The organism is Arthrobacter sp. AG1021 (assembly GCF_003633665.1).
Taxonomy (GTDB): domain Bacteria; phylum Actinomycetota; class Actinomycetes; order Actinomycetales; family Micrococcaceae; genus Glutamicibacter; species Glutamicibacter soli.
On record NZ_RBLB01000007.1, the window covers coordinates 282,934 to 309,443 of the forward strand.

At 64.9% G+C, this 26,510-nt stretch carries 23 protein-coding genes; 5 read left to right on the plus strand and 18 right to left on the minus strand.

All coding sequences use genetic code 11. The annotated features are described in order from the left end of the window. Positions 1-238 precede the first annotated feature (238 nt). The 7 genes from tpx to DFO58_RS06835 form a co-directional block, all read right to left on the minus strand. Positions 239-736 carry a thiol peroxidase gene (tpx, locus tag DFO58_RS06805; protein WP_047118554.1) on the minus strand — a complete coding sequence of 166 codons (498 nt, stop codon included), beginning with the start codon at positions 734-736 and terminating at the stop codon, positions 239-241. A 45-nt stretch (positions 737-781) separates the two neighbouring features. Beyond that, positions 782-1,981 (minus strand): imidazolonepropionase, encoded by a 1,200-nt coding sequence (hutI, locus tag DFO58_RS06810; protein WP_047118553.1) that lies wholly within the window; start codon positions 1,979-1,981, stop codon positions 782-784. Beyond that, positions 1,978-3,207, minus strand: a complete 1,230-nt coding sequence (locus DFO58_RS06815) for a formimidoylglutamate deiminase (protein WP_120989834.1) — start codon at positions 3,205-3,207, stop codon at positions 1,978-1,980. Before DFO58_RS06815 ends, hutI begins: the two co-directional genes overlap by 4 nt. After that, on the minus strand, positions 3,204-4,481 hold the full coding sequence (locus tag DFO58_RS06820) for an allantoate amidohydrolase (RefSeq protein WP_120989835.1): 1,278 nt from the start codon (positions 4,479-4,481) through the stop codon (positions 3,204-3,206). The genes DFO58_RS06815 and DFO58_RS06820 overlap by 4 nt, the downstream gene beginning before the upstream one ends. Before the next feature lie 10 nt (positions 4,482-4,491). Then, complete coding sequence (locus DFO58_RS06825) at positions 4,492-5,841, minus strand: YjiH family protein (protein ID WP_120989837.1); 1,350 nt, start codon at positions 5,839-5,841, stop codon at positions 4,492-4,494. A gap of 4 nt (positions 5,842-5,845) precedes the next feature. Further along, positions 5,846-7,525, minus strand: coding sequence for a urocanate hydratase (hutU, locus tag DFO58_RS06830; protein ID WP_120989839.1), 1,680 nt, complete (start codon positions 7,523-7,525; stop codon positions 5,846-5,848). A gap of 212 nt (positions 7,526-7,737) precedes the next feature. Next, positions 7,738-8,577, minus strand: coding sequence for an IclR family transcriptional regulator (locus DFO58_RS06835; protein WP_047118549.1), 840 nt, complete (start codon positions 8,575-8,577; stop codon positions 7,738-7,740). 203 nt (positions 8,578-8,780) lie between these two features. Between DFO58_RS06835 and DFO58_RS06840 the strand changes: the two genes are divergently transcribed. Continuing rightward, on the plus strand, positions 8,781-9,398 hold the full coding sequence (locus tag DFO58_RS06840; RefSeq protein WP_120989841.1) for a HutD family protein: 618 nt from the start codon (positions 8,781-8,783) through the stop codon (positions 9,396-9,398). A gap of 858 nt (positions 9,399-10,256) precedes the next feature. On the opposite strand, the gene DFO58_RS06845 is transcribed toward DFO58_RS06840, so the two are convergent. The 6 genes from DFO58_RS06845 to tdh all read right to left on the minus strand — a co-directional run bounded on the left by DFO58_RS06845 (position 10,257) and on the right by tdh (position 17,273). Beyond that, complete coding sequence (locus tag DFO58_RS06845; protein ID WP_053797584.1) at positions 10,257-11,204, minus strand: carbohydrate ABC transporter permease; 948 nt, start codon at positions 11,202-11,204, stop codon at positions 10,257-10,259. Continuing rightward, entirely contained in the window at positions 11,201-12,340 is a 1,140-nt protein-coding gene (locus DFO58_RS06850) for a sugar ABC transporter permease (protein ID WP_047118547.1), read from the minus strand. Before DFO58_RS06850 ends, DFO58_RS06845 begins: the two co-directional genes overlap by 4 nt. 68 nt (positions 12,341-12,408) lie before the next feature. Next, positions 12,409-13,767 (minus strand): extracellular solute-binding protein, encoded by a 1,359-nt coding sequence (locus tag DFO58_RS06855; protein ID WP_047118546.1) that lies wholly within the window; start codon positions 13,765-13,767, stop codon positions 12,409-12,411. Between the two features lie 134 nt (positions 13,768-13,901). Further along, on the minus strand, positions 13,902-14,918 hold the full coding sequence (locus DFO58_RS06860; RefSeq protein ID WP_047118545.1) for a LacI family DNA-binding transcriptional regulator: 1,017 nt from the start codon (positions 14,916-14,918) through the stop codon (positions 13,902-13,904). A gap of 70 nt (positions 14,919-14,988) precedes the next feature. Then, positions 14,989-16,188, minus strand: a complete 1,200-nt coding sequence (locus tag DFO58_RS06865; protein WP_120989843.1) for a glycine C-acetyltransferase — start codon at positions 16,186-16,188, stop codon at positions 14,989-14,991. A 32-nt stretch (positions 16,189-16,220) separates the two neighbouring features. Continuing rightward, the gene (gene tdh / locus DFO58_RS06870; protein ID WP_053797581.1) at positions 16,221-17,273 is read right to left on the minus strand and encodes an L-threonine 3-dehydrogenase; all 1,053 of its coding nucleotides are present in this window, start codon (positions 17,271-17,273) and stop codon (positions 16,221-16,223) included. 134 nt (positions 17,274-17,407) lie between these two features. Here tdh and DFO58_RS06875 point away from each other — a divergent pair, with 134 nt between their 5' ends. The 4 genes from DFO58_RS06875 (at position 17,408) to DFO58_RS06890 (ending at position 21,311) form a co-directional block, all read left to right on the plus strand. Beyond that, positions 17,408-18,313 (plus strand): LysR family transcriptional regulator, encoded by a 906-nt coding sequence (locus tag DFO58_RS06875; protein ID WP_053797580.1) that lies wholly within the window; start codon positions 17,408-17,410, stop codon positions 18,311-18,313. Positions 18,314-18,542: 229 nt separating this feature from the next. Further along, on the plus strand, positions 18,543-19,730 hold the full coding sequence (locus DFO58_RS06880) for an MFS transporter (RefSeq protein ID WP_183043122.1): 1,188 nt from the start codon (positions 18,543-18,545) through the stop codon (positions 19,728-19,730). A 91-nt stretch (positions 19,731-19,821) separates the two neighbouring features. Continuing rightward, a complete protein-coding gene (locus tag DFO58_RS06885) occupies positions 19,822-20,430 on the plus strand; it encodes a GNAT family protein (RefSeq protein ID WP_047118541.1) in 609 nt (202 codons plus the stop codon). Between the two features lie 203 nt (positions 20,431-20,633). Then, positions 20,634-21,311: an HAD family phosphatase gene (locus DFO58_RS06890; RefSeq protein WP_047118540.1), complete on the plus strand. Its 678-nt coding sequence runs from the start codon at positions 20,634-20,636 to the stop codon at positions 21,309-21,311. 73 nt (positions 21,312-21,384) lie between these two features. Here DFO58_RS06890 and DFO58_RS06895 read toward each other — a convergent pair whose 3' ends face one another. The 5 genes from DFO58_RS06895 to DFO58_RS06915 are packed head-to-tail and all read right to left on the minus strand — an operon-like array spanning position 21,385 to position 26,464. Next, positions 21,385-22,566 carry a Gfo/Idh/MocA family oxidoreductase gene (locus DFO58_RS06895; protein WP_120989845.1) on the minus strand — a complete coding sequence of 394 codons (1,182 nt, stop codon included), beginning with the start codon at positions 22,564-22,566 and terminating at the stop codon, positions 21,385-21,387. 38 nt (positions 22,567-22,604) lie between these two features. Further along, positions 22,605-23,642 carry a dipeptide ABC transporter ATP-binding protein gene (locus tag DFO58_RS06900; RefSeq protein WP_120989847.1) on the minus strand — a complete coding sequence of 346 codons (1,038 nt, stop codon included), beginning with the start codon at positions 23,640-23,642 and terminating at the stop codon, positions 22,605-22,607. After that, positions 23,635-24,639: an ABC transporter ATP-binding protein gene (locus DFO58_RS06905; RefSeq protein WP_047118537.1), complete on the minus strand. Its 1,005-nt coding sequence runs from the start codon at positions 24,637-24,639 to the stop codon at positions 23,635-23,637. Before DFO58_RS06905 ends, DFO58_RS06900 begins: the two co-directional genes overlap by 8 nt. Next, on the minus strand, positions 24,639-25,544 hold the full coding sequence (locus DFO58_RS06910; protein ID WP_052772282.1) for an ABC transporter permease: 906 nt from the start codon (positions 25,542-25,544) through the stop codon (positions 24,639-24,641). The genes DFO58_RS06905 and DFO58_RS06910 overlap by 1 nt, the downstream gene beginning before the upstream one ends. Then, entirely contained in the window at positions 25,541-26,464 is a 924-nt protein-coding gene (locus DFO58_RS06915) for an ABC transporter permease (protein ID WP_047118535.1), read from the minus strand. Before DFO58_RS06915 ends, DFO58_RS06910 begins: the two co-directional genes overlap by 4 nt. Positions 26,465-26,510: the final 46 nt, after the last annotated feature.

Below are 26,510 nucleotides of genomic sequence, written 5' to 3' on the forward strand. Positions count from 1 at the left end.
GACTACTCAGTGAAACGTGTCTGATGTTTTGTGATTCTTTTTCGCTCATAACAATCATAAGCAATCTACAACGAGTATAGGGATAGAAGTGCGTCTTGAGAATCCCCTGGAGCAAAGTCGTTGGGGAATCTTGGACAGCGGGGCCGGGCGCATACAAAAATGGCGTCTTCGCCGACCACAGGTCGGCAAAGACGCCATTGGGCAATCACCTCAGCGGCGCACGGCCGCCGGCTGATTGCTAGTTCAGGACTGCGATAGCTGCATCGTAGTCAGGTTCGGTGGTGATCTCCGGGACCACCTGGGTGTAGATGACCTTGCCCGACTCGTCCAGCACGACAACCGAGCGTGCCAGCAGGCCGGCCAGCGGGCCGTCGATCTGGGTGACACCGTAGTCGGAGCCGAAGTCCGAGCGGAACACGGAGCCGGATACGACGTTCTCGATGCCTTCGGCACCGCAGAAGCGGGCCATGGCGAATGGCAGGTCGGCGGAGACGCACACCACGGTGGTGTTCTCCAGGCCGGCGGCCAGTTCGTTGAAGCGGCGGACGCTGGCTGCGCACACACCGGTGTCAACCGATGGGAAGATGTTCAGCACCACGCGGCGGCCGGCCAGCGACTCGCTGGTGACGTCGGCCAGGCCGGTGTCGGTCAGGGTGAAGGCGGGAGCCTGCGAGCCTACGGCCGGCAGGTCGCCAATGGTCTGGACAGGGGTACCTTTGAATGCAGTGTTAGCCATACACCTTGTTTACCACGAAGGTGCCCGGCATCACTAGCTGGCGCGCTAGAACCTGCCCGAGGCAAGCTCGCCGGCGCGGAAGACTGGACCGGAGAGGTTCATGCCGGGGCGGTAGGCCAGGTGCGCCACGGACGGGGCGTTCAGCAGCTGGATGTCAGCCCGCTTGCCCACCTCCAGGCTTCCCACCCGGTCCTGCACGCCCAGCGCCAGCGCGCCGCCGTAGGTGGCTGCCACGATGGCTTCCTCGATGCTCAGGTGCATCTGCAGCACCGCGGTGCTGACGCAGAAGGCCATGGATGAGGTGTAGGAGGTTCCCGGGTTGCAGTTCGACGCCAGGGCGATCTGCACCCCGGCGTCGATCAACTCACGGCCCGGGGCGAAGGGCATCCGCGTGGACAGGTCGCAGGCTGGCAGGCAGGTGGCCACGGTTCCCGCGGTGCCGGTACGGGACTGGGCATCCCAGTCCGCCCAGGATCCGGCGAGCGCCGCGACGTCCTGTTCGTCCAGGAAGTTCACGTGGTCGACGCTGGCCGCGCCGAATTCCACTGCCAGCTTGGTACCGGGGCCCGGGCCCAGCTGGTTGCCGTGCACGCGCAGGCCGAGCCCGGCGTCCTTCGCGGCGGCGAGCACCTGGCGCGACTGGGCCTCGTTGAACGCGCCGCGTTCGCAGAACACGTCAGCGAACTGCACAAAGGGCAGCACACGTTCCAGCATCTCTCCGCAGACCAGGTCCGTGTATTCCTGGGCATCCATGTCCGCGGGAACCAGGTGGGCTCCGAGGAATGTCACCTGGTCGACCACCGCGGAGGCGATACGCGCATGGCGCGCTTCCTCCTCGACGTTCAGCCCGTAGCCGGTTTTGGTTTCCAGGTAGGTGGTGCCTCCGGCCAGGGCTTCGGCGGCCCGTCCCATGACCAGTCGGGTCAGGTCGTAATCAGTGGTGGCGCGGGTTGCCTTGGTAGTCACCGCGATGCCGCCGGCGGCGTAGTCCTGCCCCGCCATGCGGGCCACGAACTCGCGGCTGCGGTCCCCGGCGAACACCAGGTGGCTGTGCGAATCCACCCAGCCCGGCAGCGCTGCGCGCTGGCCGGCGTCGATGACGGTGTCGGCCTCCGGGGCCTGCCCGGCTTCGCCGATCCAGGCGATGTCCTGGCCATCGATGAGGATGGCGGCGTTCTCGACCAGGGTGTGCGCCGCGTCCGAGATGAATGCCTCGGAGATGTTGGTGATCAGTGTGGTGCTCATGAAAACTCCGGGTACTCGGTGAAGAATGCTGCGTACAAATCCGCCGGGTCTCCCAGCGTGGTGTGCAGGCCATTGCTGGCTACCAGCTTGCCGTTGACGTGGACCTGCGCGATATCTGCGGCGGTGGCGCTCAGCGGCAGCTGGGCGGTGCGCGACCCGGAGGTGCGCATGGTGTCGGTGCGCACCACGAGGTGGTCCTCGTTCTCCGCCAGGCCCAGCGAGCGCAGACCGCCCTCGCGGGCGGCGGCGGAGATTTCCGCCGGGGAGAAGCGCCCGCGTTGCCCGCTGCGCAGCCGCTCGCCGTGTTCAAGGGCGCGCTGCTCCAGGTAGGGGTCCAGCACCGCGTGCTGGTCGCTGCCCAGTGAAATCACGGCGCCGGCGTCCGCCAGTTCGCGGGCCGGGCCGATCCCGTCGCCCAGGTCCGCCTCGGTGGTGGGGCACATGACGATGCCCGCGCCGGCGGCGCCCAGCGCGGCGATGTCCGCATCGCTCAGGTGGGTGGCGTGCACTGCCGAGAGCCGCGGGGCCAGCAGGCCGTGGCGTTCAAGCAGCCCGGTCGGGCTCAGCCCGAAGGCCGCCTGGCAGGACGCGTTCTCGGCCGGCTGCTCGGACAGGTGCACATGCAGCGGCAAGGCAGGGTCCAGCCCGGCGGCGATGGCTTCCAGCTGGGCCGGCGGCACCGCGCGCACCGAGTGGATGGCGGCTCCCAGGCTCAGCAGCCCTTCCCGTGCGTCCAGCTCGGCCAGGGCCTCGCGCAGCCGCGCGTGGCGGGCCAGCCAGCCGGCGGCGTCCCCGTCGGTGAAGCGCCGCTGGGTTTCGTTCACCTCGATGGCGTTGCCCAGGGCGTCCAGCCCGCCCTGCAGGTAGCAGGTGTCCAGCAGGACCAGGCGGATGCCCGCGGCCTTCGCCGCGCGGCCCAGCGCGAGCTCCATGCCGTGCTCATCTGTCCCGGCGTAGGGTGCACCGGTCGCGTCGTGGTGCAGGTAGTGGAACTCCCCCACCGCGCTGTAGCCGTTGACGACCATTTCCGCGAAGACCGCGGTGGCCAGCTGCTCGTAGCCGGCCGGGGTGAGCCCGGCGGCGGCGGCGTACATCTGTTCGCGCCAGGTCCAGAAGTTCCCGGCTCCGCCGTTTTCCCCCTGGTGGGTGCGGCCGCGCAGGATCCGGTGGAAGGCGTGCGAGTGCGCGTTGACTGGCGCCGGAACGGTAGTGGTTTTTCCGCTCACAGCAGGTCCTCCAGGGCATCGGCCAGGGCCAGCACGCCGGCCTCGGCATCGGCGTCTTCCACGTATTCTTCCGGCGAGTGGCTGATGCCCGAAGGGTTGCGCACGTACAGCATGCCGGTGGGCAGGTAGGCGGCCAGCACGCCGGCGTCGTGGCCGGCGCCGGTGGGCAACGCCGGGGCGTCGGGAACCAGGCGGTGCACGGAGCGTTCCAGCGAGGCGCTCAGCGCGGCGTCGAAGTGCACGGTGCCGGAGAGCGATTCCTCGGTCAGCACCACGGAGCAGCCCTCGAAGGCGGCGATCTTCTGCGCCTGGCCGTGGATCTTCTCCACCAGCAGGGCGGTGACCGCGTCCTCCGGGTGGCGCACGTCCAGCCAGATGTCCACGCGGGAGGCGATCACGTTGGTGCCGCCGGGCACCGGCTCCAGCCGGCCCACGGTGGCGCGGGCGTCGGGCTGCGCCGTGGCGATCTCGCGGACCTTGAGCACCAGCTGGGCTGCGGCCACCATCGGGTCGGCGCGGTCGATCATCAAGGTGGTGCCGGCGTGGTTGCCCTGGCCGCTGAAGCTCAGCCGCCAGCGGCCGTGGCCAAGGATGGAGCTGCCCACCGCGACGGCCGGCCCGCGGCCGGCGGCGTCGGTGTATTGTTCGGTGTTCAGCCCGCGGCCCTGCTCCACATGCAGCTCGATGAAGTCGCCGATCCGGGCCAGGGCCTTCTCGTCGCGGCCCATGCGCGCCGGGTCCAGCCCGTTGGCGGCGGCGATGTCAGCGAAGGTGTTGCCCTCCGCGTCGCGCAAGTTCAGCGCCTTCACCGGGTCGATGGCGCCGCTGAGCAGCCGGGAACCCAGGCAGGCCACTCCGAAGCGCGAGCCTTCCTCCTCCGGGAAGACGGCCAGCGCCAGGGCACGGTTTCGCACCAGTTCGCCGGAGGCTTCCCGGTCGGCCAGCACGTCATAGGCGGCCAGCGCGCTGGCCACGCCCAGCGGGCCGTCGAAGGCGCCGCCGCCGGGCACGGAGTCCAGGTGGGAGCCGGTGACCAGCGAACCCTTGCGCGAGGCGTCGTCCCCGGCGGACCCAGGAAGATCCCACCAAGCCCAGATGATGCCGTTGGCATCCGTGGACACCTCCAGCCCACGCACGGAGGCTTCGGCAATGAACCACTCGCGCAGCGTAATCTCGGCGTCCGAGTAGACCGGGCGCGAGTAGCCGCCGCGCTTGGCGTCGCGGCCCTCGCCGCTGATCGCGGCTAGCAGGGAATTTACGCCGTGTGTAGGCATCGTCATGGTCCTATCTGCCCACCATCAGGTAGGCGATCGGGGTGGTGATCAGCAGGGTCAGGGCGACACGCTGCGCCCAGATGACCAGCAGATGCCATACCTTGATGGGAATGCGGGTTGCGAGGATGCAGGGCACCAGGGCGGAGAAGAAAATGATCGCCGACACGCAGACTACCGCAATGACCAGGCGCAGCGCGTCGGATTCGTGCCCGGCGACGATGGTCGCCGGAAGGAACATCTCCGCGATGCCCACCGAGGAGGCCTTGGCCGCCAGCAGCGGGTCGGGCAGGCCCAGCGCCCAGGTGATCGGCAGGAACAGGTAGCCCAGCCAGTCGAAGACCGGGGTGAAGCGGGCCAGCACCAGGCCGATCAGGCCCACGGAGAGGATGGAGGGAAGGATGGCCATGGCCATCAGCAACCCGTCCTTGAAATTCTCGCGGATGTTCGCGCCGAGCTTCGGTGCGTTGCCCAGCATCCCCATGGCTTCCTTCCACGCCGTGGCGAAGCGTCGGCTGGTGACCTTCGCCTCCGGCTGCGGGGTGGACAGGTGGAAGTACTCATCCGGGATGCGGCTGAGCGGCGGAATCCTCACGGCGATCGCGGTCACCAGGAAGGTGACGCCGAAAGCCAGAAAGAAGTACGGCAGCCACAGATGCATGATGTCCAGAGTCTTGGCCACAATCAGCATGAACGTGACGGAGACCGTGGAGAAGCCGGTGGCGATAATGGCCGCCTCCCGCCCGGTGTACCGGCCGGCCTGGTACATGCGGTCGGTGATCAGCAGGCCCAGCGAGTAGCTGCCTACGAAGGAGGCCACCGCGTCGATGGCCGAGCGGCCTGGGGTCCGCCAGACGGGGCGCATGACCGGTTGCACCAGCACCCCGACGAACTCCATCAGGCCGTAGCCCACCAGCAGGGCCAGGAAGACGGCGCCAATCGGAACGATCATCCCTACCGGGATCACCAACTTGTTGAACAGGAAAGGACCCATATCCGGGTCGAAGAGCCAGGCCGGTCCCACGTTGAAGACCAGCGCAATACCCGTGGCCAGACCCAGCACGTTCAGGAACCCGAAGAGCGTCTTCAGCCTGGATTCCTTCCACCGTCCGGTCGCGAAGGGATAGATGGTCCCTGCGAGGATCACTCCCAGGATCAGGTACTTCACGGCCGGACCCAGCAGGCCGGTAATCCAGCCCACCAGGTGGTCCAGCGGAATGGTCTCCTTGCCCCCGATGCTGATCGGGATGAAGAACATGAAGATCCCGATCAGGGAGAAGACGAAGAACCGCCAGACCCCGCGCGGGCCGTCGTCCTCGCGTTCGCGTTCTACAAGCCGTCCGATGGCGCCGTCATTCGACATGTCGCTACTCCGCCATCGGGATGCGCACGCCGCGCTCGCTGGCAACTTCTACCGCGCGCTCATAGCCGGCATCCACGTGGCGGATGACGCCCATGCCCGGGTCGTTCGTCAGCAGCGCTTCGAGCTTGGCCGCTGCCAGCTCGGTGCCATCGGCCACCGAGACCTGGCCGGCGTGGATGGAGCGGCCAATGCCGACTCCGCCGCCGTGGTGCAGCGAAACCCAGCTGGCGCCGGAAGAGGTGGCGGTCAGCGCGTTGAGCAGCGGCCAGTCGGCAATCGCGTCCGAGCCGTCCTTCATGGCTTCGGTTTCACGGTACGGAGAGGCCACCGAACCGGAATCCAGGTGGTCGCGGCCGATCACGATCGGTGCGGAGATTTTGCCCTCGGCGACCAGCTTGTTGAACAGCAGGCCGGCCTTGTGGCGCTCGCCGTAGCCCAGCCAGCAAATGCGGGCCGGAAGACCCTCGAATTCAACGTGCTCGGCGGCCGCATCGAGCCAGCGGCGCAGGTGCTCGTTCTGGGGGAAGAGCTCCTTGAGCGCCTCGTCGGTGACGCGGATATCCTCCGGATCGCCGGACAGGGCCACCCAGCGGAACGGGCCAAGGCCCTCGCAGAACAGCGGGCGGATGTAGGCCGGAACGAAGCCCGGGAATTCGAAGGCCCGCATGTAGCCGCCCTTGCGTGCCTCGTCGCGGATCGAGTTGCCGTAGTCGAAGACCTCGGCGCCGATGTCCTGGAAGCCGACCATGGCTTCGACGTGGGCGGCCATGGCGGCCTGGGCCTTCTTGGTGAAGCCGATTTCGTCGGCCTTCGCCTCGGCGTCCCACTGCTCCACGGTGTATTCCACCGGAAGGTAGGACAGCGGGTCGTGGGCCGAGGTCTGGTCGGTGACGATGTCGATGGAGATCTCGCCGGCCTTCTGGCGGCGCAGCAGTTCAGGGAAGACCTCGGCGGCGTTGCCGACGTAGCCCACGGACAGTGCGCGGCCTTCGTTCTTGGCTGCAGTGACCTTGGCGACGGCCGCGTCCAGGTCCAGCTCCACGTCGTCCAGGTAGCGCTTGCCCATGCGGCGGCGCAGGCGGTCCTCGGAGACGTCAACGATCAGGCAGGCGCCGCCGTTGAGGGTGACGGCCAGCGGCTGGGCGCCGCCCATGCCGCCGCAGCCGCCGGTCAGGGTCAAGGTGCCGGCCAAGGTCCCGTTGAATCGCTTGACACCGATGGCGGCGAAGGTCTCGTAGGTGCCCTGCAGGATGCCCTGGGTGCCGATATAGATCCAGGAACCGGCGGTCATCTGGCCGTACATCATCAGGCCCTCGGCCTCGAGCTTGCGGAACTCGGGCCAGGTGGCCCAGTCGCCCACCAGGTTCGAGTTGGCGATCAGCACGCGCGGCGCCCACTTGTTGGTCTTGAACACGCCGACCGGCTTGCCGGACTGGACCAGCAGGGTCTCATCCTCTTCAAGATCGGTCAGGGTCTTGATAATGGCGTCGTAGGCTTCCCAGGAGCGGGCGGCGCGGCCGGTGCCGCCGTAGACCACTAGGTCTTCGGGACGCTCGGCGACCTCCGGGTCGAGGTTGTTCATCAGCATGCGCAGCGGGGCTTCGGTGGCCCAGGACTTGGCGGTGAGGGTGGTGCCGCGAGGTGCGCGGATGACCCGTGACGGGTCGTGCTGGGTGAAGCGCATCGAAATTCCTTCGTTCGTAATAATGAAGACGCAGGTTGTTGTTCTGCGGCCCGTTGCTTGATTTCCATCCAAGCATTCATACGAGCGGAAATGTGCCCTGAGGCACACTAATCAGTCTGGGATACGAGACTTTGATGCGATGTGGGCAGGAATCTTCTGATTTGCCGGACGGGGCGGTCCTTGCGCGGGGCGTCACCGCTGACAAGTTCGTCTTAACCGGCCGGACGTAGGCGGCGGGAAATTTCGGTTGCTGTTCTTGTCACCTCGGGAAGCCACTGGGACACCAGGTCTTCCAAGTGCACCGTTCTCTCTGCCGCGAGCCCGGGCGATGCGCTGCGGGCCGAAACCGCTTTGCCGGCTTTCGCCCTGTTGGCGATGGTCAGAGTCACGCTGGCAACTGCGTGCCCCGCGTGGTCCTTTACGGGGACGGCGATGGACGAGAACCCTTCGGTCACTTCGTCCTGTTCCCAGGAGTAACCCACCTCGCGAATTTGGGCCAGAAGTTCTTTGAGCGCTTCGACGGAATGAACTCCGGTCTCGTATCTCGTGGGAAAGGCTTCCGGGCCCGGGTACAGGGCCGCCAGCTGATCCGCGGAAAATGTCGCCAGCATGGCTCGCCCGCTGGCGGTGAGATGGGCCGGCAGCCTCACCCCGGGGTTGGTGACAAGTTCAGCTTGTCTTTTGGCACGCTCCTCAATGACGTAGATGACGTCGCGGCCGTGCATGATGGCCAGGTGCGCCGTGCGCTTGGTCCGTTCAACAAGCCGCTGCATCGGGAACCGCGCGATCCGTTGCAATGGTGCTTGCCTGGAATACCCCGTACCCAGTTCATGGGCGGTCACACCCAGCGCGTATTTGCGTTCCTCGGGCAGGTGGACTACAAATCCGTCATCGATTAATGCGGCCAGCAGGTGGTAGGTCGTCGACCGGGGCAATCCGACATCCCTGATGATCGTGCCCGCGCCGACAGGGCCCGCCTGTGCCGCGATATAACGCAGCACCGAGAGAACATTTTTTGCGGCCGGCACCTGCGGATGGTTGTTTTTCCCCATGCGCTGATCCTATGCGCATAGAAGGGGCTCCGCGCCTCCCCTGGCATTGGGGCCCACCGGCGAGCGGCTCGGCGTCCCATTGGTTGTTCCAGTTGGTTCCAGCGGCGGCAGCGCACGGTGTTGCTCCCGTGCACGGCAAATTGTAGCTAGCTCAATAAGTGTCAGGGCCCGCATTCACGAGTCCGGACGATTAGGCTCGAACCATGAGCCAAAGCAATGCCTCGCTGTCCACCGGAACTCAGATCCAGCTTTCTTCAAGCCCCAAGAAACCGTGGGGAGCAGCCCAGGGGCAGATCCGGGAAATCGCCAAGGGCATCCTGGCCGATGACGGATCACTGGCCACTGCTCCGGAATGCGGTTGGGACTGGCGGATTTCGGTCGCATCCATCGAGAAAGCCGGGGACTTCACGCCCTACGACGGTTGCGAACGCACCCTCACGGTCATCGCCGGGGAGCTGCTTGAACTCACCGTCGACGACGCCTCGCAGGCGCTGGAGATCTACCGTCCCTTCAAGTTCCCCGGCGCGGCGGCCACCTCCGCGGCGCTGCCCACCGGGGAGATCCTGGCGCTGAACCTCATCACCCGCAACGGCAAGGTACGCGGCAACGTGCGCATCGTGGAGCTGTCGAAGAAACGTGAACAGCACCTGTTCGGCTCCCAGTTCGGGGTGCTGCTGCAGGGCAAGGCCAGCGTCCTGCGCGAGAACTCCGAGTCGGCGCTGGAGCTTCGCGACACCGTGATCGGCGGCGAAGAGGATTCGCCGCGCATCAGCGGCCGCGGCTTCATGGCGGTCATCTCACTGGATCTCACAGATGAATAAGTCCTCATACCCCGGACCTGAGCAAAGCCCCTTGAGCAGAACAAAAATCTGGTCGCGGGGCCTTTTAAAGCTTGGATCAAAAAAAGAGCACCGGTCTGATTTGTCCCCCAAAGTTGGAACGAGCACCGTGAAAACAAACCGATGAGGGAACAAACCGGGTAGACGAGATGACTTGGCAGAGACCCCGGCACTCCGACCGGGGTGAACGGCTTGGAATCGAAGCCGGTCCCATGGCCATCTTTGGAGCCCCGACCCGCGACGAGGCCCTAGCTAGGGTCAAAGCCCGGGCATTGGCGAAGCTGCACAAAACTCGGGACTGCCGCGAAGGATCCCACCGGTCCTCGAATCTTCACGTATGTTCATTCGCGAAATCGCCCGGGGAAACCTGGCCATTGCAGCCGCAGGAGACTTCATGGGTTTTGCCTTCTGATCCCTGCGGTTCCGGGCAGACCCATGCCCACTGACAAATCAGAATGCGAAGTTCACCGTTACCGAGCTAGCTGGTTTTCGATCGGGTCAATGCAAGGCCACCAGTCCCGTAGTACTTTCCGGACAAACGCCTCGCGGCTTCCGCGGCGTGATCCGCACCGAGTGCCAGACGCTAGCAAGAATCGGGCAATGTGGTGAGGCGAGTCGGCACTGGAATCACGCAGTTTCCCAGAACAGTTCCGATTGCGTCGTCAATCAGAAGCTACGCGTTATTCGGAAAGCGCATCCATTGTCAGATCCTGCTGCGCTCTGGGATTCCAGACGCAGCTTGCCAGCATCCGGCTAATTGACCAATGCCTAGCTCCCCGGGCAAATGCCAAATGCATCGGGGAGCCGAGGGCCAAGTGCGCTGATGCAATCCACGTTGTCTCAACCCTTGGTGGCGCCAGCCAACAATCCGCGCACGAAGAACCGCTGCAGCGCGAAAAAAACGGCCAGCGGAATGATCATCGAGATGAAAGCACCTGCGGTGAGCAGTTCCCAGGATTGCCCGTACGTACCCGAGAGGTCCTGGAGCGCCTTCGTAATCGGCAATTCTCCACCCGAAGTGAAGACCGTTGCCACCAGCAGGTCATTCCATACCCAGAGGAACTGGAAAATTCCGAAGGAAGCAATGGCCGGCATTGTCAAGGGCAGGACGATTTTCGAGAAGATCTTCCCGTGCCCGGCACCGTCAACGCGCGCGGCCTCTATGACCTCATCCGGGATCTCCGAAATGAAGTTGTGCAACATGAAGATCGCCAACGGCAAGGCGAAGATCGTGTGGGCGATCCAGACCTTGGCGTAGGCGCCGTCCAATCCGTTGACTCCCAAACCGGGCAGGATGTATAGCCCGCCAATTTTCACGCCGTCCGAGAAGAGCTGGAGCAGCGGAACCAGCGCCATCTGGATTGGGACGATCTGCAGTGCGAAAACCAGCACGAAGAGCGTATTGCGTCCCTTGAAGTTGATCCAGGCGAAAGCGTAGGCTGCCAAGCTGGCGATCAGGATCGGCACAACGGCCGCCGGGATGGTGATGACCAGCGAATTCAGGAAGGCCTTGGACAGCGGAAGGCTGTCGCCGGAGGCAAAGGCCTGCGCGTAGTTATCCAGCGTGAACGACGGGTTGGACAGGGCCGTCCACCAGCCCGAGGTCTTGATGTCGTCAGCCTGCCGGAAGGAGGAGACGAACAGCCCGAAGGTGGGAATGGTCCACACTGCGGCAATGATGAACGCCGCAATCGTGGCTCCGCGGGAGGTGGTGGCTTTGCGCAGTTTCCCGCTGGTTCTCTCGGTGGCCGCCATCAGGCGCCGAGAGGATTCACCCACGGTGCTCATCGCATTACCCCTTGCTTCTTATGCTGTCGGACGTTGTAGATGATGATCGGCAGTACCAGGATGAACAGGATGACGGCCAGGGCCGAGCTGTATCCGGTGCGTGCCCCGAGCTGGAACTGGCGCACCATTTCGTAGGCCAGGACCGTCGTATCCGAGCGGCCGCCGGTCATCGATGAGACGATGTCGAAGACCTTGAGCGACGCAATGGAAATGGTGGTCAAGACGACGATAACCGTGGAACGAATCCCCGGCAGGGTGACATTGGCGAAGCGCTGCCATGGGCTGGCTCCGTCCAGGGCCGCTGCTTCCAATTGCTCAGCCGGCACGCCCTTGATGGCCGCGGACAGGATGACCATGGCGAATCCCGCCTGTGTCCAAATCAGGATGACCACCAGGAACAACGTGTTCCACGGTTCAAGCCCGAGCCAGTCGACCGGCTTGGCGCCGAATGCCGTGATGATCGCGTTGAGCACGCCGATTTGATCGCCCTGGCGAACGTCGTAGAAGAATTTGAAGATAATCGAAGCGCCCACGAAGGAAATCGCCATGGGCATGAATACCAGAAGCTTGAAGTACTTCTCGCCGCGGCTCTTGTCGATGAAGACCGCATAGGCCAATCCGATGATGGTGGAGACCACGGGCGCCACCAGAACCCAGATCAGGGTGTTGAGCAGTGCGGTCAGGCCATCGGGGCTGGTGAACACCCAGCGGAAATTGCCCAGGCCCACGAAGCCCGACCCGTCATTGGCCATGAAGGCGCTGATGGCGGTGCGGATCGTGGGGTAGATCAATCCGATCGCGAGCAGCAGCATGGCCGGAGCCAGGAAGCCGGACAGCTGCAGCAGCGAGCCGGCTCCGGATCGCGAGCGCCGGTCCACGAAGAACAGCACCGCGCCGAGCACCGCGGCCAGCGCGGCCACCCACATCACCGAGTTGTACAGGCCCAGTACCAGCAGGATCGCCACAGGAACCACGACCGCGGCGAGAAAACGCACCACGGTAAATGCTCGTCCGCCATTGGTCGCTACCTCGACAAAGCCGAGGATCGCCCCGATCAGGATCGCGAAGGCAAGCAGCACCACCGGCACCTGGATCAGCGGCGGGACGCCGGCAAGCCATTGGAAGAATTCGGACATGGCCTCAGGCTCCTGTAATCTCGCCAACGGCCGGGGTTCCCGGCCGTTGGCGGCTGGCAAGGTGGTGACTAGGAGTCATAACCGGACTGGATGTTTTCAAGCACTTCCTTGGTCGGTTTGCCGTCGATCCAGTCCACCAGGCCCTTCCAGAAGGAGTCGGAGCCGACGCTCTTGGGCATCAGATCAGAACCGTCGAAGCGGAAGGTGGTGTTCGGATCCTGTAGCAGTTCAACGGCGGAGCGCAGCAGGTCGCTGCTGGCGTTCGCTGGATCAAGTCCGGAGTTGGCGGAGATCACGCCGCCGAGTGAGACTCGGCTATTGGCCCAATCCGCGCTGGCCAAGTATTCCTGGACCTTGGCGGTCTCTTCATCGTTGGAGAAGGCTGCCACGAATTCGCCGCCGCCGACGATGGATACCGGGTCATCGGCCTTGACTGGCGGGGCGACGAAGGCCCAGACATCTCCGTCAGGTGCCACGGTGGCCTTCTCGCCATCGGCGTTCTTGGAATCCAGTACATATCCTTCCAGGAAGGAGGCCTGGTGGGTCAGCGGGCAGGTTCCCTTGGCCACTGCAGTACCGACATCGCCGAAGGCGGTGGCGTTGATCGACTTCACATCGCCATATCCGGCGTTGACCTGCTCGGGGTCAAGCAGGATCTTTCCAACGGAATCGAAGGCGCTGGCAATTTCTGGCGAGGTGAATTCCAGCTCGCCGGCTACCCACTTGTCATAGGCCTCGGGTCCGGACTGGCGCAGCACCGCGTCTTCAATCCAGTCGGTGCCCGGCCATCCCGATGCCTCGCCCGAAGCGAATCCGGCGCACCAGGCCGGCTCATCGGTCTTCTTTGAGATTTCGGCGCCCAGTGCGGTCATCTCATCCCAGGTCTGAGGCACGCTCACACCCCACTGCTCGAACTGCTTGGGCGAGTACCAGATGTAGCCCTTGACGCTGGCCATCAGCGGCACGCCGTACTGCACACCATCGACCTTGCCGTAGTTCTGCCAATCCTCGGACCAGTTGTTCTGCAGCTGGGACTGCACTGCTTCGGGCAGCTGCTGCACCTTGCCCTGGGCCACGGTGGCCTGCAGCAGGCCGGGCTGCGGGAAGACTGCCAAATCCGGGGTGTCGCCGCCTTGGACCTTGATCCCGATCTGGGATTCGAAGTTCTTGTCGCCGGTGTAGCGGATCTTGATGCCGTTCTCCTCGGACCACTTGGCCCACGACTTTTCCAGCAATTCCGCTTCAAGGCCGGTGACCGGACCATAGATGTCGACGACCCCGTCGGCTTGGCCCACCTGGGCGGCCGCGCCGCCGGAGGCGTTGGGGTCATTGGGGTCTGCTCCGCCCGAGCAACCGGCCAGGAGCATGCCGATGGCTGCCATCGAGATAACCGGCGCGAGCTTCAGCCTGCGTTGTGCTTTCTTCATGATGCCCTCCACGTTGACTAGTACCTTGCCGAGTGAAGCGGCCTGGCACGAATGATCCCCTCAATAGTGACGCAGGTCATCGACGCGCGTCAACACCTATGCGGGAACAGCGTGGAGAATTTGGCGTGGAACTGTCAGCGCGGTGCCGGGCCGGTGCTGTCGCGGACCGTCATCAGCGGCGCGATGAGCTGTTGCACGGCGCCTTGGGAACTGCCTTCGATTTTCTGCACCAGTGCGTCGACCGCCGCATGGGAAACGACCTCCCCCGGCGGTGCCACCGTGGTCAGTGCCGGGGCAACCATTTCGGCCGATCGATCACCGACACCCAGTGCAATCACCGAGAGGTTTTCGGGGATGCGCAACGATGCCATGCCCGCGGCGTTGACGAATCCAGCGGTGGCGAATTCCTTGAGCGCCAGCACCGCAGTAGGGCGCGGGTGCAGGTCCAGATAGGCGTCCAGCGCCGCGCGGCCGCCGCGCGCGTTGTTTTCCACCGGCACCTCCCGCATCGACATGCCTTGGACGCGCACGGCATCCGAGATGGCACGGGCCGTGCGGATGGCCGGGCCGTTGCCGGCGTCCTGGTCTTCCACGGAGACGTTGATGTACATGATGGATTGGTGGCCGAGGCCTGCCAGGTAGTCCACCGCCATGCGCCCGGCCTCGGCAAAATCATTATCGACATAGGACAGGTCAGCGCTGTCATCGGGCCGGCCAATGGAAGCGAAAGGTATGCCCGCGCGCCGCAAGACATCGAAGCGCGGGTCATTGATCGACACTTCCATGAGCAGCACCCCGGCCACCAGCTTCTGCCCGACCAAGCTTTCCAATCCCATGACATCGGTCATCGGATTGGACCACAACAGCATGTGGTAGCCCAGCGCGCGGGCACGCTCCATGGCGGCGGTGACGTATTCGAACTCGGTGGAAGAATAGCCGTCCACGCTGGTAGGAAAGTGCAGGGCAAGGATCCCCCGGCGCGACCCGGCCAGGCCCTGGGCAAAGGCATCCGGGGTGTAGCTCAGCTCCCGCATGGCCGCCAGGACCCTGGCCTTGGTCGCCTCGGAAATGGTGCGCCGGCCGCTGATCACGTAGGACACGGTACTGGGAGATACGCCGGCCAAGCGCGCCACCTCATCCCTGGTAGCCATGAGCCCTCCGCCTTTGGTTATGCCAACTCGTCATCCCTATTGAACCACGGCGCCGGGCCAACCGAGCTGGTCAGCGGCTGGCGACGAAGGCCTGCACGCAAGCCTCGATGTCCTCGGCCGAGTGGGCGGCGGAGAGCTGCACGCGGATGCGCGCTGCGCCCTTCGGAACCACCGGGAAGCTGAAGGCGGTCACGTAGACGCCGTGCTCCAGCATCTTGCCTGCCACCTCTGCGGCCTTGACCGCATCCCCGAACATGACCGGGACGATGGCGTGCTCCCCGTCCAGCAGGTCGAAGCCTTCCTCGCTCATGCGGCGGCGGAAGAGCGCTGCGTTGGCGAAGAGCTTCTCGCGCAGCTCGCCGGAGCCCTCCACGAGCTCCAGCGCCTTCAACGTCGCCGCCACGATGGCCGGGGCCAGCGAGTTGGAGAACAGGTACGGGCGGGCCTTCTGGCGCAGCATCGCAACGATTTCGCCGCGGCCGGACACGTAGCCGCCCGAGGCGCCGCCCAGCGCCTTGCCGAAGGTGCCTGTGTAGATGTCCACGCGGTCCGAAACCCCGGCATGCTCCGGGGTGCCGGCGCCGGTGGCGCCCATGAAGCCCACGGCGTGCGAGTCGTCCACCATGACCAGCGCGTTGTACTGCTCGGCCAAGTCGCAGATGGCTTCCAGCGGGGCGATGTAGCCGTCCATGGAGAAGATGCCGTCGGTGACGATGATGGTGCGCCGTGCCCCGGCCCCGTCGTTCATGGCGGCCGCGGCCTTCAGCTGGACTTCCAGGTCTGTCGTGTCCTGGTTGGCGTAGCGGAAGCGCGCGGCCTTGGACAGGCGGATTCCGTCGATGATCGAGGCGTGGTTCAGCGCATCGGAGATGATCGCGTCTTCCGGGCCGAACAGCGACTCGAAGACGCCGCCGTTGGCGTCGAAGCAGCTGGAGAACAAGATGGTGTCCTCGGTGCCCAGGAACTTGGAGACGGCGGACTCCAGTTCCAGGTGCAGGTCCTGGGTGCCGCAGATGAAACGGACTGAAGCCATGCCGAAGCCGCGCTCGTCCATGGCCTGCTTGGCGGCCTCGATGATGCGCGGGTCGTCGGCCAGACCCAGGTAGTTGTTGGCGCAGAAGTTCAGCACCTTGCGGGCGTCCTGGCCCAGCGAGCCGGCCAGGATGGACGCGGACTGCGCCGAGTCGATGTGGCGTTCGGCCTTGAACAGGCCCGCGGTGCGCAGCTCATCCAGTTCCCCGGCAAGCTGTTCCTTGAGGTCGGTATACATTCCCAATTACTCCTTGTTGATCCGAGCGATTCTTAGCTGCTGAAGACTGTCCAGTCCAGCACGACCTTGCCTCCGTGGCCGCCACGGGCTGCCTCGAAGCCCTGCTGCCATTCGCTGGCCGGCAGGAAATCGGTGACGACCGAGGAGATGCGCTCGCGCATCAGCTCGGAGCTGGTGAGCATGGCGCTCATGGCATACCAGGTTTCGAACATTTCACGGCCGTAGATGCCGCGCAGGGTCAGCATGTGGGTCACGACCTTGCCCCAGTTGATGTCGATGGACTCGCTGGGCAGGCCGAGCATGCAGATCTTGCCGCCGTGGTTCATGTTCTCGATCATTTCCGGCAGCGCGGTCTTGTGTCCGGACATCTCCATGCCGTAGTCGAAGCCCTCGATCATGCCCAGCTCGCCCTGGGCGTCCTTGATGCGCTGCTTGGCGACGTTCACGGCCAGATCCACGCCCATGGTCTTGGCCAGGTCCAGGCGCTGCTCGGAGATGTCGGTGATGGCGATCTTGCGGGCGCCGATGTGGCGGGCCACAGCGGCGGCCATCAGGCCGATAGGCCCGGCGCCGGTGATCAGCACGTCCTCACCGACCATTGGGAACTGCAGGGCGGTATGCACGGCGTTCCCGAAGGGGTCGAAGATGGCGCCCAGCAGAGGGGTGATACGCTCGTCGCGATGCACGTAGACGTTGCTCTCCGGGATGGAGACGAACTCGGCGAAGGCTCCGTCGCGCTGCACGCCAACGGAGCTGACATTGATGCACATCTGCTTGCGTCCGGCCCGGCAGTTGCGGCACAGCCCGCACACCACGTGGCCTTCGCCGGAGACGCGGTCGCCGACCTTGACGTTGTGAACGAAGTCCCCGACCTCGACGACCTCGCCGTAGAATTCGTGGCCTGGAACCAGAGGGGTGTTGATCATGGCCTTGGCGGCCTCGTCGTAGGCTTCGATGTGCAGGTCGGTGCCGCAGATGCCGGTGGTCATGACGCGGATCTTGACGTCGTGGACGCCTACTTCCGGCTCCGGACGTTCAACGAGTTCCAAACCGGCGTGTGGTCCGGACTTGTACAAGGCTTTCATCAGGGATTCCTTTGATCAAGAAGCTGCGTCATGAGCACGAATGGTGGGATCAGTTCAAGTGTCGCACCGACCAAGCACGGATGACACCTTAGTTGATCATCGAAATACTGATCTGACGATTTAGTATTTACTTCATGGAATTACATCAGCTGAGAATCCTGCGCGAATTGGAGGACCTGGGAAGCGTCAACGCCGTAGCCAAGGCACTCTACGTCTCCCCCTCGGCCGTTTCCCAGCATCTGGCCCAGCTCCAGCGCAATTTCGCGGCACCATTGACCATGAAGGACGGCCGGCGCCTGGTTCTGACCGCCGAAGGCAGGCTGCTGGCTTCGGCCGCGGCGCAGGTCGCCTCGACCCTGGCCGAGGCTTCGGCGAAGATCCAGGCGCAGGATCAGGACCGGCAGACCCCCGTCAAGGTCGCAGGATTCCATTCCATCGGCCAGACGATCTTCGCCCCGCTGCTGACGTGGACGGAGCGCTCGCTGCCACCCCTGAGGTTTTCCGACGAAGATGTCTCGCAACAGGACTTCCCTGCGCTGACATCCGCCTACGACCTGGTGCTGGCGCACCGCATGCCCCACACCGCGCCGTGGCCGCAAAACCATGTGGCAGTCATCCCGCTGGCCTTCGAGCCCTTGGATATCGCGCTGCACCGGGATCACCCGCTGGCAGCGTTCGAAGAGCTCTCTCCGGAACAGGTGATCGGCGAGCGCTGGGTTGTGTCGAGATCCGGCTACTCCCCTGCCGACGTCTTGGAAACGATTGCCGCCCTGGCCGGCCGTGCACCGACGGTCGAGCATCGGGTCAACGACTACGCCACCGCAGGGTCGCTGATCGAGGCCAGCGGCTGCCTCGGGATCCTGCCTCGCTATACCGCGCGGAAATCCCTGGACGACACGGTGACTTTACGACCAATCAAAGGCCTTTCAGCAGGTCGACAAATCGACGTCTTGATCCGCGCGGAGCATCTTTATCGAGAGCCCGTCGTGGCTGTCGTTGAAGCGATCCGGCAGACCATCCAAGAGCTTGTCGGAGGATAGCTTCACGCGTACATGCACCCCGAGGTGAATGCACATGTTCAAGAGCTCCTCGCGCTCTGGATTCGACGAATTCAGCGCGCGCTGGGGGCTCTGAGGAAAACCACTGCGACGGACCTGCTTGGCGAACGCCGCCGATGGCCCGTGCCACGCCGATTTCCTTCGCGTAACGTGCCAAGAATTCATCCGTTTCCTCTCGTCCACGCCAATCCACCACGGTTACGCTGGGTGCGTGGTTGATCAGAAGGGCGGATTGGGTCCGCTGTACTTGGCGGGATTCACGACGGCATTCGGCGCCCACGGCGTTGCTGCTGCGCTGGGCACCGAAACGGAGAATCTCGGGCTGGCCTTTGCCACGCTCGGCTTGATCCTGGCGACATATGACATCGCCGAGGTGATCCTGAAACCCGTCTTCGGCACGCTAAGCGACCGGGTCGGCGTGAAGCCGGTAATCGTGGGAGGACTGCTGGTTTTCGCGGCGGCCTCGCTGCTCGGCGTCTTCGCCGCATCACCGTTGCTGCTCGCCCTAGCGAGGCTGGCCCAAGGTGCGGCCGCCGCAGGCTTCTCCCCCGCTTCTTCCTCGGCCGTTGCCCGGCTGGTGGGCCCTTCTCTCGCTGGACGCTACTTTGGCAAATACGGTTCGTGGAAGGGGCTCGGGTATGCCGGCGGCCCGCTGCTCGGAGCGGCCCTCATCACGTGGGCGGGCTTGCCGGCACTGTTCCTGGTGCTGGCTGGGCTCTCACTGGTCGCAGCCCTGTGGACGGCCATCTCAATGCCTTCCGTGCCGGTCCTGCCGAAACACTGTTCCACGCTGGCAGATATTGTGAAACAATCCACGGCGCCGGCATTCCTCGGACCAGTACTCCTGTTGGCCGTTGCCACCGCGGTTTTGGGCGTCGCGGTGGGTTTCATCCCGTTGCTAGCAGCCCGACTCGGTGCTGACCCGATCATCGGCATGGGCGCTGTCAGCATCCTCGCCGTCATATCTGCCCTCGTGCAACCTCTGACCGGACGGATCCACGATTCTGCCCCGCAACGGGTCAATACCCTGATATCCGCCGGCGCAGCACTGCTGCTTGCCGCAGTAGCTCTGCTCGCGGTGGTCCCGTCCCTGCCGGTGATTCTGCTTGGCGCCGCGGCAATCGGCCTCGGGGTCGGGCTGATTACGCCACTAGGATTTGCCCGACTCGCCGCAACCACGCCGCCAGAACGCATGGGGCGCACCATGGGCAGCGCCGAGCTCGGGCGGGAGGTCGGAGATGCCGGGGGCCCGATCCTCGTGGGGCTGGTGGCCGGGGCGGCGACGCTGCCCTTGGGCCTGGGCGCACTAGCAGTCGCCTGCGCGGTGGCGGCGGCAGGCGGGGCAATAATGATGCGCTCACCGGCTTCGTCTGCGGATCATCCGAAGGGCACCGAATGAACCGGTCCCCGGTCCGGCGTTTGCCTTCCGCCCGGGAGAACGTAGACGCGCAGGGGTGCCGCAGAGATTTCTCAGCACGTACAGTATTCGCATGAAAATCCTTGACCCCGTCACCCTGCGCGGCACCCATGTCACCCTCGAGCCGCTGTCCATGGACCACCATGACGATCTGGTACAGGCAGCCAGCGACGGCGAACTGTGGAACCTCTGGTATACCTCGGTACCGCGTCCCGGAGACATGCGCGAAGAAATCCGCAAGCGCCTGGCGAGGCAGTCGGAAGGCTCAATGCTGGCCTTCACCACCCGACTCAATGATCCCGCTACCGGATTGCCCGGCAGGATTATAGGCATGACCACCTACTGCGGCATCGACCTCGGACTGCCCCGCGTGGAGATCGGCTACACCTGGAACGCCGCCAGCACCCACGGTTCAGGGGCCAATGCCGAGAGCAAGCGCCTGTTGCTGGGCTACGCCTTTGAAACGCTGGGCTGCGAAGTCGTGGTGTTCTGCACGCACTGGATGAATTTCCAGTCGCGCATGGCCATCAGCCGCTTGGGCGCCAAGCAGGACGGAGTGTTGCGGGCCCATTGTCGGATGCCGGACGGATCGCTGCGCGACACCGTGGTCTTCTCGATCTTGAAGACGGAGTGGCCGCAGGTGCGCAACGAACTGGACCGCCGAATCGCCGCCTATTCGTAAGGTTCCGCTCCATCCATCGCAGGCCGGAACAAAACAGCAGCCGGAGCGGAGGCAAGTGGGCTGGCGCTGATGGAACAGCGTGGTGCCCGGGAACAAACTAATCTTGTTCTAGGCGGCGGCGAATGCCCGCTGCCCCAGTGTTGCTCCTGCAATCCGCGGTCAAACACTCTCCACGTCTTCTAATCGAATGGGAATCCCACGCCTTGCAGCAGAAATTCTCCGCCGTCCTCTTCGACTGCGACGGGGTCCTGGTGGACTCCGAGCTCATCACCAACTCCGTCCTGCGGGACATCCTGCGGGAAAACTGCTGGGAGATCAGCATGGAAGAGAGCATCAAGATCTTCATCGGCAAGGCGCTGAAGGACCAGTGGGAACCGATCTACCAGCACACAGGGGTACGCATCGACGATGCCTGGCTGGCGCAGTTCCGGGCCCGGCGCGACCAGGCGCTGCGCACGCAGCTGCGCCCGGTGGAAGGGTCCGCCCAGGCCGTGGCGGCGGTCGCCAGCGTCTACGGCTCGAAGATCGCCTGCGTCACCGGCGCGGACCGCGCCAAGGTGGAAATGCAGCTGGAACTGACCGGGCTCGACCAGTATTTCGGCGACCGGGTGTTCAGCGGCATGGAGTTCCCGCGCAGCAAGCCGGCCCCGGACGTGTACCTCGCGGCCGCCACAGCGCTGGGCATAGATCCCCGAGAGGCGCTGGTCATCGAGGACACCGCCACGGGCGTGACTGCCGGAGTCGGCGCCGGGGCGACGGTCTACGGATATTCCTCCGGCGGTCCGACCAGCACCGACCCCGAGTCACTGCGCCAGGCCGGTGCCAGCAGGATCTTCACCCACATGGACCAGCTGGCGGAACTGGCCATAGAGGTCGAGTAGCACGACGGGCCAAAACGACAACGCAGGGCTCGGTGAACCGTCCGGTTCACCGAGCCCTGCGGTCATTTTCCGGCTATTTGACTGCTTCGGCCTGCTGGCCGGCTTCGAAGTAGCGCACCACGTCCTGGTCCGGGGAAGGGATCTGCAGCGTCTGCCCCTGATCGCGCAGCGAGCGGGCGCCCAGGTCCCCCACGGCCACCGCTGCGCGGGCCGCCAGCGGTGAGGTCTCGGTGGCTCCCCCTTCACGGGCGAAACGTAGGAATTCGGCGATCAGGTTCGGGTCCGCGCCGCCGTGCCCTTCCTCGTCGCCGTGAATTTCCACCTTCACATCCGGTTCGGCGAAACCGTGGGTGGTGCGGGTGTTCCAGACATGGATGAAGTCTCCCGGTCCGTCGCCGAAATTCTCCAGCCGCCCCTCGGTGCCGATCACCGTGTAGTTGCGCCAGTAGTCGGGGGTGAAGTGGCACTGCTGGTAGGAGGCGAGCACTCCGTTGTCCAGCTTCATTTGCACCATGGATAGGTCTTCAACGTCCAGGTTCGGGTTCAGGTCGCGCTGTTCGGCAGGAGGCCAGTTCTCCAGGGAGAACCAGTCGCGCATGCGCCGGTCGGCATTGTCCCGGCGGTCCTGTACCCCGCCGTAGACGGCAAGTGCCCCGACTCCGGAGACCTGGGTGCTGTAGCCCCCGGCCAGCCAGTGGATCACGTCGATGTCATGGGCGCCCTTCTGCAGCAGCAGGGTGTTGGCGTAGCGGCGTTCGGCGTGCCAGTCCTTGAAGTAGTAGTCCCCGCCGTTGCCCACGAAGTGCCGGCACCACACGGCCTTGACCTCGCCGATGGCACCCGAGTCGATCAGCTGCTTCATCTGCCAGATCACGGGCATGTGGCGCATGTTGTGGCCCACGTACAACCGGGTTCCGGTGCGCTGCGCGGTGGCCAGGATGTCATCTGCCGCCTCCAACGTGATGTCCAGCGGCTTTTCCACGAAGGTGGGGATGCCCGCCTCCAGGGTGCGGACCACCACCTCGCGGTGCGTGAAATCAGGGGTGAGCACCAGGACCGCGTCGAGGTCAGCTGCCAGCAGCTCGTCCAGCTCGGCGGTGATCAGCGCCTCGGGCAGGGCCTGCGCGGCATCGGCACGGCCGCGTTCGCTGATGTCGCACACCATGCTCACCACGCTGCCCTCGCCGGGGCGCTGCAGATAGCGGTGCAGGGAAGCACGCAGGCCGAAGCCTACGATTCCAACTTTAAGATCCATGGGAATTCTCCTTGTCGTCACCTGTCGGTGCGCTCTGACTAATTGTTGGTCGGGCCAATAGGCCCGGGGAAAAAGCACCGTGCCGCATGGCCCTCGCCCACCGGGTCGAGGCCCGGCTCGGCGGTGGCGCAGGATGGGCGGGCCACGGGGCAGCGGGTGTGGAAACGGCAGCCGCTGGGCGGATCGATCGGAGACGGCGGGTCGCCCTGCAGCATGATCAGCTGCCGGGACTTGCCTGGCTCCTGGCGAAGCTCCGGCGCGGCGGACAGCAGCGCCTGCGTGTAGGGGTGCGCGCTGCGGTCGTAGACCTGGTCGTAGGTGCCGGTTTCAATGACGCGTCCCAGGTACATGGCGGCCACCGTGTCGGAAATATGCCGCACGATCTGCAGGTCATGGGCGATGAACACGTAGCTCAACCCCAGTTCCTGCTGCAGCGAGGCCAGCAGGTTCACCACCTGCGCGCGCACCGAAACGTCCAGGGCGGAGACCGCCTCGTCGCAGATGAGCACCTTGGGATTCAGCGCGATGCCGCGGGCGATGCCGATGCGTTGCTGCTGCCCGCCGGAAAAGTTGTGCGGATAGCGTTCCAGATGGTCAGGATTCAGCCCCACCAGTTCCATCAGTTCGGCGATCTTGGCCCGCCTCCCGGACCGCGGCACGGCGTCGGGGTGGATTTCGAAGGGTTCCATGAGGATCTGCTCGATCGTCATGCGCGGATTGAGCGAGGCGTAGGGGTCCTGGAAGATCAGCTGGATGTTCCGGCGCATCTGCGCCCGTTCAGCTCCGTGCAGGGTGTTGATGTCCTGGCCTTCGAACAGGACCTGTCCCTCGGTGGGCTTCCCCAGTCCACTCAGCACGCGGGCCAGCGTGGACTTGCCGCAGCCGCTTTCCCCGATGATTCCAAGGGTTTCGCCCTGCCGGATTTCCAGGTCCACCCCGTCCAGGGCCTTGACGGTCTTGCGCGGGCCGAAGGGCATCGCCCGGGCCACCGGGTAGTGCATCTTGACGCCGCGAAGCTCCATGAGCGGGCCTTGGACTGAATCCTGCGGCTGTTGTTCAAGCTGGGTATTAAGCATGGACCAGCACCTCCTCGGATTTGAAGCACGCGGTGTCGCGCTGCAGCGCAACTGGCTGCAGGACGGGAATCGTGGCCGTGCATGCCTGGTCGGCCAGCGGACAGCGGGCGGCGAAGGAGCAGCCCTGCGGAAGGCGCAGCAGATCCGGCGGGCTGCCCGGGATGGCAGGCAGCTGCTGCCCCTTGAGCTCTTCGCTAGCGATGGACGCGGCCAGGCCCCGGGTGTAGGGGTGCGCCGGATGCGCCAGCACCTCGGCGGTCGGGCCACGCTCGATGATGCGTCCTGCATACATGACTGCCACCTCGTCGGTCACCTCGCGGACCACCGAAATGTCGTGGGTGATCAGGATCAGCCCCATGTTGTTTTCCGATTGCTGTTCCTTGAGCAGTTCAAGGATCTGTGCCTGGACCGTGACGTCCAGCGCGGTGGTCGGCTCGTCGGCGATCAGCAGTTCCGGATCCAGGGCCAAGGCCATGGCGATCACGATGCGCTGGCGCATGCCGCCGGAGAACTGGTGCGGATAGTCGTTCACGCGCTTGGCCGCGGCCGGGATGCGCACGCGGTCCATCATCTCGATGGCCGCCCGCTTGGCCGCCGCCCGGCTGTAGCCACGATGCACCCGGTACAGCTCGCCGATCTGGCGTCCCACCGGATGCACCGGGTTCAGCGCGCTGAGCGCATCCTGGAACACCATGGCCACGCTGGCGCCGTTCAGGCTGCGCCGGCGCTTGGCGCTGACCGCCAACAGGTCTTCCCCGTTGAGCAGGATCTGCCCATGGGTCACCCGCGCCGGAGGAGTATCCAGCAGGCCCATGATGGTTCGGGCGGTCACCGACTTGCCGGAACCCGACTCGCCCAGGATTCCCAGCGAGCGCCCGCGCTGCAGCGAGAGGTTGACCCCGTTGATCGCGGTCGCCACCCCCTGGCGGGTTGCGAATTCCACCCGGAGGTCCTTGATCTCCAGCAATGACGGTGCTGCTTCATGCGGCTTGTTCATCACTTGCCCTTCGGGTCGAATTCATCGCGCATGGCCTCGCCGAAGAGGACGAAACCGAGCACGGTAATGGTCAGGAAGATCGCCGGGAACATCAGCAGGTGCGGCGCCGCATCGATATACTCACGGGCTGCCGCCAGCTGCAGGCCCCAGGAGACCGCCGGCGGGGTCAGGCCGATGCCGATGAAGGTCAGACCGGCCTCGGCGGAAATCATGCCGCCCACACCAAGGGTCTGCAACACCAGCAGCGGGGTGATCGCGTTGGGCACAATGTGCTTGCGCAGGATACGGCCGTTGCCGGCGCCGAGCAGGCGGGCGGCCTGCACGTATTCGCGGTTGCGCACCTCCAGCACGGAAGAGCGCATGAAGCGCACGCCGCCGGGCCAGCTGAACAGGGCAAGCGCGAAAATCACGGTCCAGACATTGCGTTCGCCGAACAGCTGCAGCACCACGATGGCGGCGAGGATGAAGGGCAGGCCGAAGGCCATGTCGCAGATGCGGGAAATCACCGCATCCACCCAGCCGCCGAAGTAGCCGGCCAGGGCGCCAACGAGGGCGGCGATGCCGAAGGCGATGGCCGAGACCACGATGCCCACCAGGATCGAGGCGCGGGCGCCGTAGATGACGTTGGTGTAGTAGTCGCAGCCCTGGATGTCTATGCCGAACAGGTGCTCGGCACTGGGTGGCTGGTTGGACTTGAGGATGTCGCAGTTCTCGGTTGGACCCGGACCGAATCCGGTGAACAGCTGAGGGAACGCGGCCATCACGATCATCAGCAGCACGATGGCGCCCGAAATGACGAAGCGCGGTTTCAGCCACCAGCGTCGGTGGGCGCCGCGCACCTTGTCCGGGGCGCGGTCCACTGCCTTGGCGCCGTCGAGGGGATTAACCGTTGTTGTCGTGCTCATATTCTCACCCGTGGGTCGATCAAGCCGTAGGTCAGGTCAACCAGCAGGTTGAAGACCAGGTACACCAGCACCAGCAGGGTGGCGATGCCGACCACGATGGTGCCTTCCTTGTTGTTGATGGAACTGACCATCAGTCCCCCGATGCCCGGGATGTTGAAGATCGCCTCGATGATCACCGCGCCGCCGAGCATTCCGGCCAGGCTCAAGCCCAGGTAGGTGACCACCGGGATCATCGCGTTGCGCAGGGCATGGCCCCAGATGATGCGCTTGGGCGAAAGGCCCTTGGCCTTGGCGGTGCGCAGGTATTCGGCCCGCAGCACGTCCACCAGCGAGGTGCGCGTGAGCCGGGCCAGGCCGGCGGCCGCTTCCAGGGCCATGACCAGCGCCGGCAGGATGAAGGCCATGGGCCAGCCCGCGCGGATGCCGGCCGGATCCACCCAGCCAAGGTGCACCCCGAAGTAGGTCTGCGCGCCCAGGGCGATCACGAACCCGGGAACACCCATGAACAGCACCGTGAATACCAAAGCGAAATGGTCTCCTGCCTGGCCGCGGCGCAGTCCGCCGTAGACTCCGATGATCAGGCCGACGAACAGCTTGAGCACCCAGGCGGTCATGGCCAAGGCGAAGGTCGCGGGGAGGCGTTCGAGGATCAGGTCGAGCACCGGACGGCCGAAGAAGTCGATGCCGAAGTCTCCGCGGAAGACGCCCAGGATGTAGTTTCCGTACTGGATGATGAACGGGTCATCCAGGTGGTAGGCCTGGCGGATCTGCGCCACCGTGGCCTCCGGCAGCGGGCGCTCGCCGGTCAGCGCGGAAATCGGATCGCCGGGCATCAAGAATGTCAGTGCGTAGATGATGAAGGTGGCGCCCAGCAGCACCGGGATCATCTGCAGGATGCGCCGTACGGTATAACCCAGCATTGGTTACCCCTTTTGTCTGTGTGTTTCCGGCAAGCCGGGCGCCGGA

Excerpts from the sequence above, each read along its gene's own strand:
- tpx (WP_047118554.1), bottom strand. The coding sequence starts at position 736 with ATGGCTAACACTGCATTCAAAGGTACCCCTGTCCAGACCATTGGCGAC.
- hutI (WP_047118553.1), bottom strand. The coding sequence starts at position 1,981 with ATGAGCACCACACTGATCACCAACATCTCCGAGGCATTCATCTCGGAC.
- DFO58_RS06820 (WP_120989835.1), bottom strand. The coding sequence starts at position 4,481 with ATGCCTACACACGGCGTAAATTCCCTGCTAGCCGCGATCAGCGGCGAG.
- DFO58_RS06825 (WP_120989837.1), bottom strand. The coding sequence starts at position 5,841 with ATGTCGAATGACGGCGCCATCGGACGGCTTGTAGAACGCGAACGCGAG.
- hutU (WP_120989839.1), bottom strand. The coding sequence starts at position 7,525 with ATGCGCTTCACCCAGCACGACCCGTCACGGGTCATCCGCGCACCTCGC.
- DFO58_RS06835 (WP_047118549.1), bottom strand. The coding sequence starts at position 8,577 with ATGGGGAAAAACAACCATCCGCAGGTGCCGGCCGCAAAAAATGTTCTC.
- DFO58_RS06840 (WP_120989841.1), top strand. The coding sequence starts at position 8,781 with ATGAGCCAAAGCAATGCCTCGCTGTCCACCGGAACTCAGATCCAGCTT.
- DFO58_RS06845 (WP_053797584.1), bottom strand. The coding sequence starts at position 11,204 with ATGAGCACCGTGGGTGAATCCTCTCGGCGCCTGATGGCGGCCACCGAG.
- DFO58_RS06850 (WP_047118547.1), bottom strand. The coding sequence starts at position 12,340 with ATGTCCGAATTCTTCCAATGGCTTGCCGGCGTCCCGCCGCTGATCCAG.
- DFO58_RS06855 (WP_047118546.1), bottom strand. The coding sequence starts at position 13,767 with ATGAAGAAAGCACAACGCAGGCTGAAGCTCGCGCCGGTTATCTCGATG.
- DFO58_RS06860 (WP_047118545.1), bottom strand. The coding sequence starts at position 14,918 with ATGGCTACCAGGGATGAGGTGGCGCGCTTGGCCGGCGTATCTCCCAGT.
- DFO58_RS06865 (WP_120989843.1), bottom strand. The coding sequence starts at position 16,188 with ATGTATACCGACCTCAAGGAACAGCTTGCCGGGGAACTGGATGAGCTG.
- tdh (WP_053797581.1), bottom strand. The coding sequence starts at position 17,273 with ATGAAAGCCTTGTACAAGTCCGGACCACACGCCGGTTTGGAACTCGTT.
- DFO58_RS06875 (WP_053797580.1), top strand. The coding sequence starts at position 17,408 with ATGGAATTACATCAGCTGAGAATCCTGCGCGAATTGGAGGACCTGGGA.
- DFO58_RS06885 (WP_047118541.1), top strand. The coding sequence starts at position 19,822 with ATGAAAATCCTTGACCCCGTCACCCTGCGCGGCACCCATGTCACCCTC.
- DFO58_RS06895 (WP_120989845.1), bottom strand. The coding sequence starts at position 22,566 with ATGGATCTTAAAGTTGGAATCGTAGGCTTCGGCCTGCGTGCTTCCCTG.
- DFO58_RS06900 (WP_120989847.1), bottom strand. The coding sequence starts at position 23,642 with ATGCTTAATACCCAGCTTGAACAACAGCCGCAGGATTCAGTCCAAGGC.
- DFO58_RS06905 (WP_047118537.1), bottom strand. The coding sequence starts at position 24,639 with ATGAACAAGCCGCATGAAGCAGCACCGTCATTGCTGGAGATCAAGGAC.
- DFO58_RS06910 (WP_052772282.1), bottom strand. The coding sequence starts at position 25,544 with ATGAGCACGACAACAACGGTTAATCCCCTCGACGGCGCCAAGGCAGTG.
- DFO58_RS06915 (WP_047118535.1), bottom strand. The coding sequence starts at position 26,464 with ATGCTGGGTTATACCGTACGGCGCATCCTGCAGATGATCCCGGTGCTG.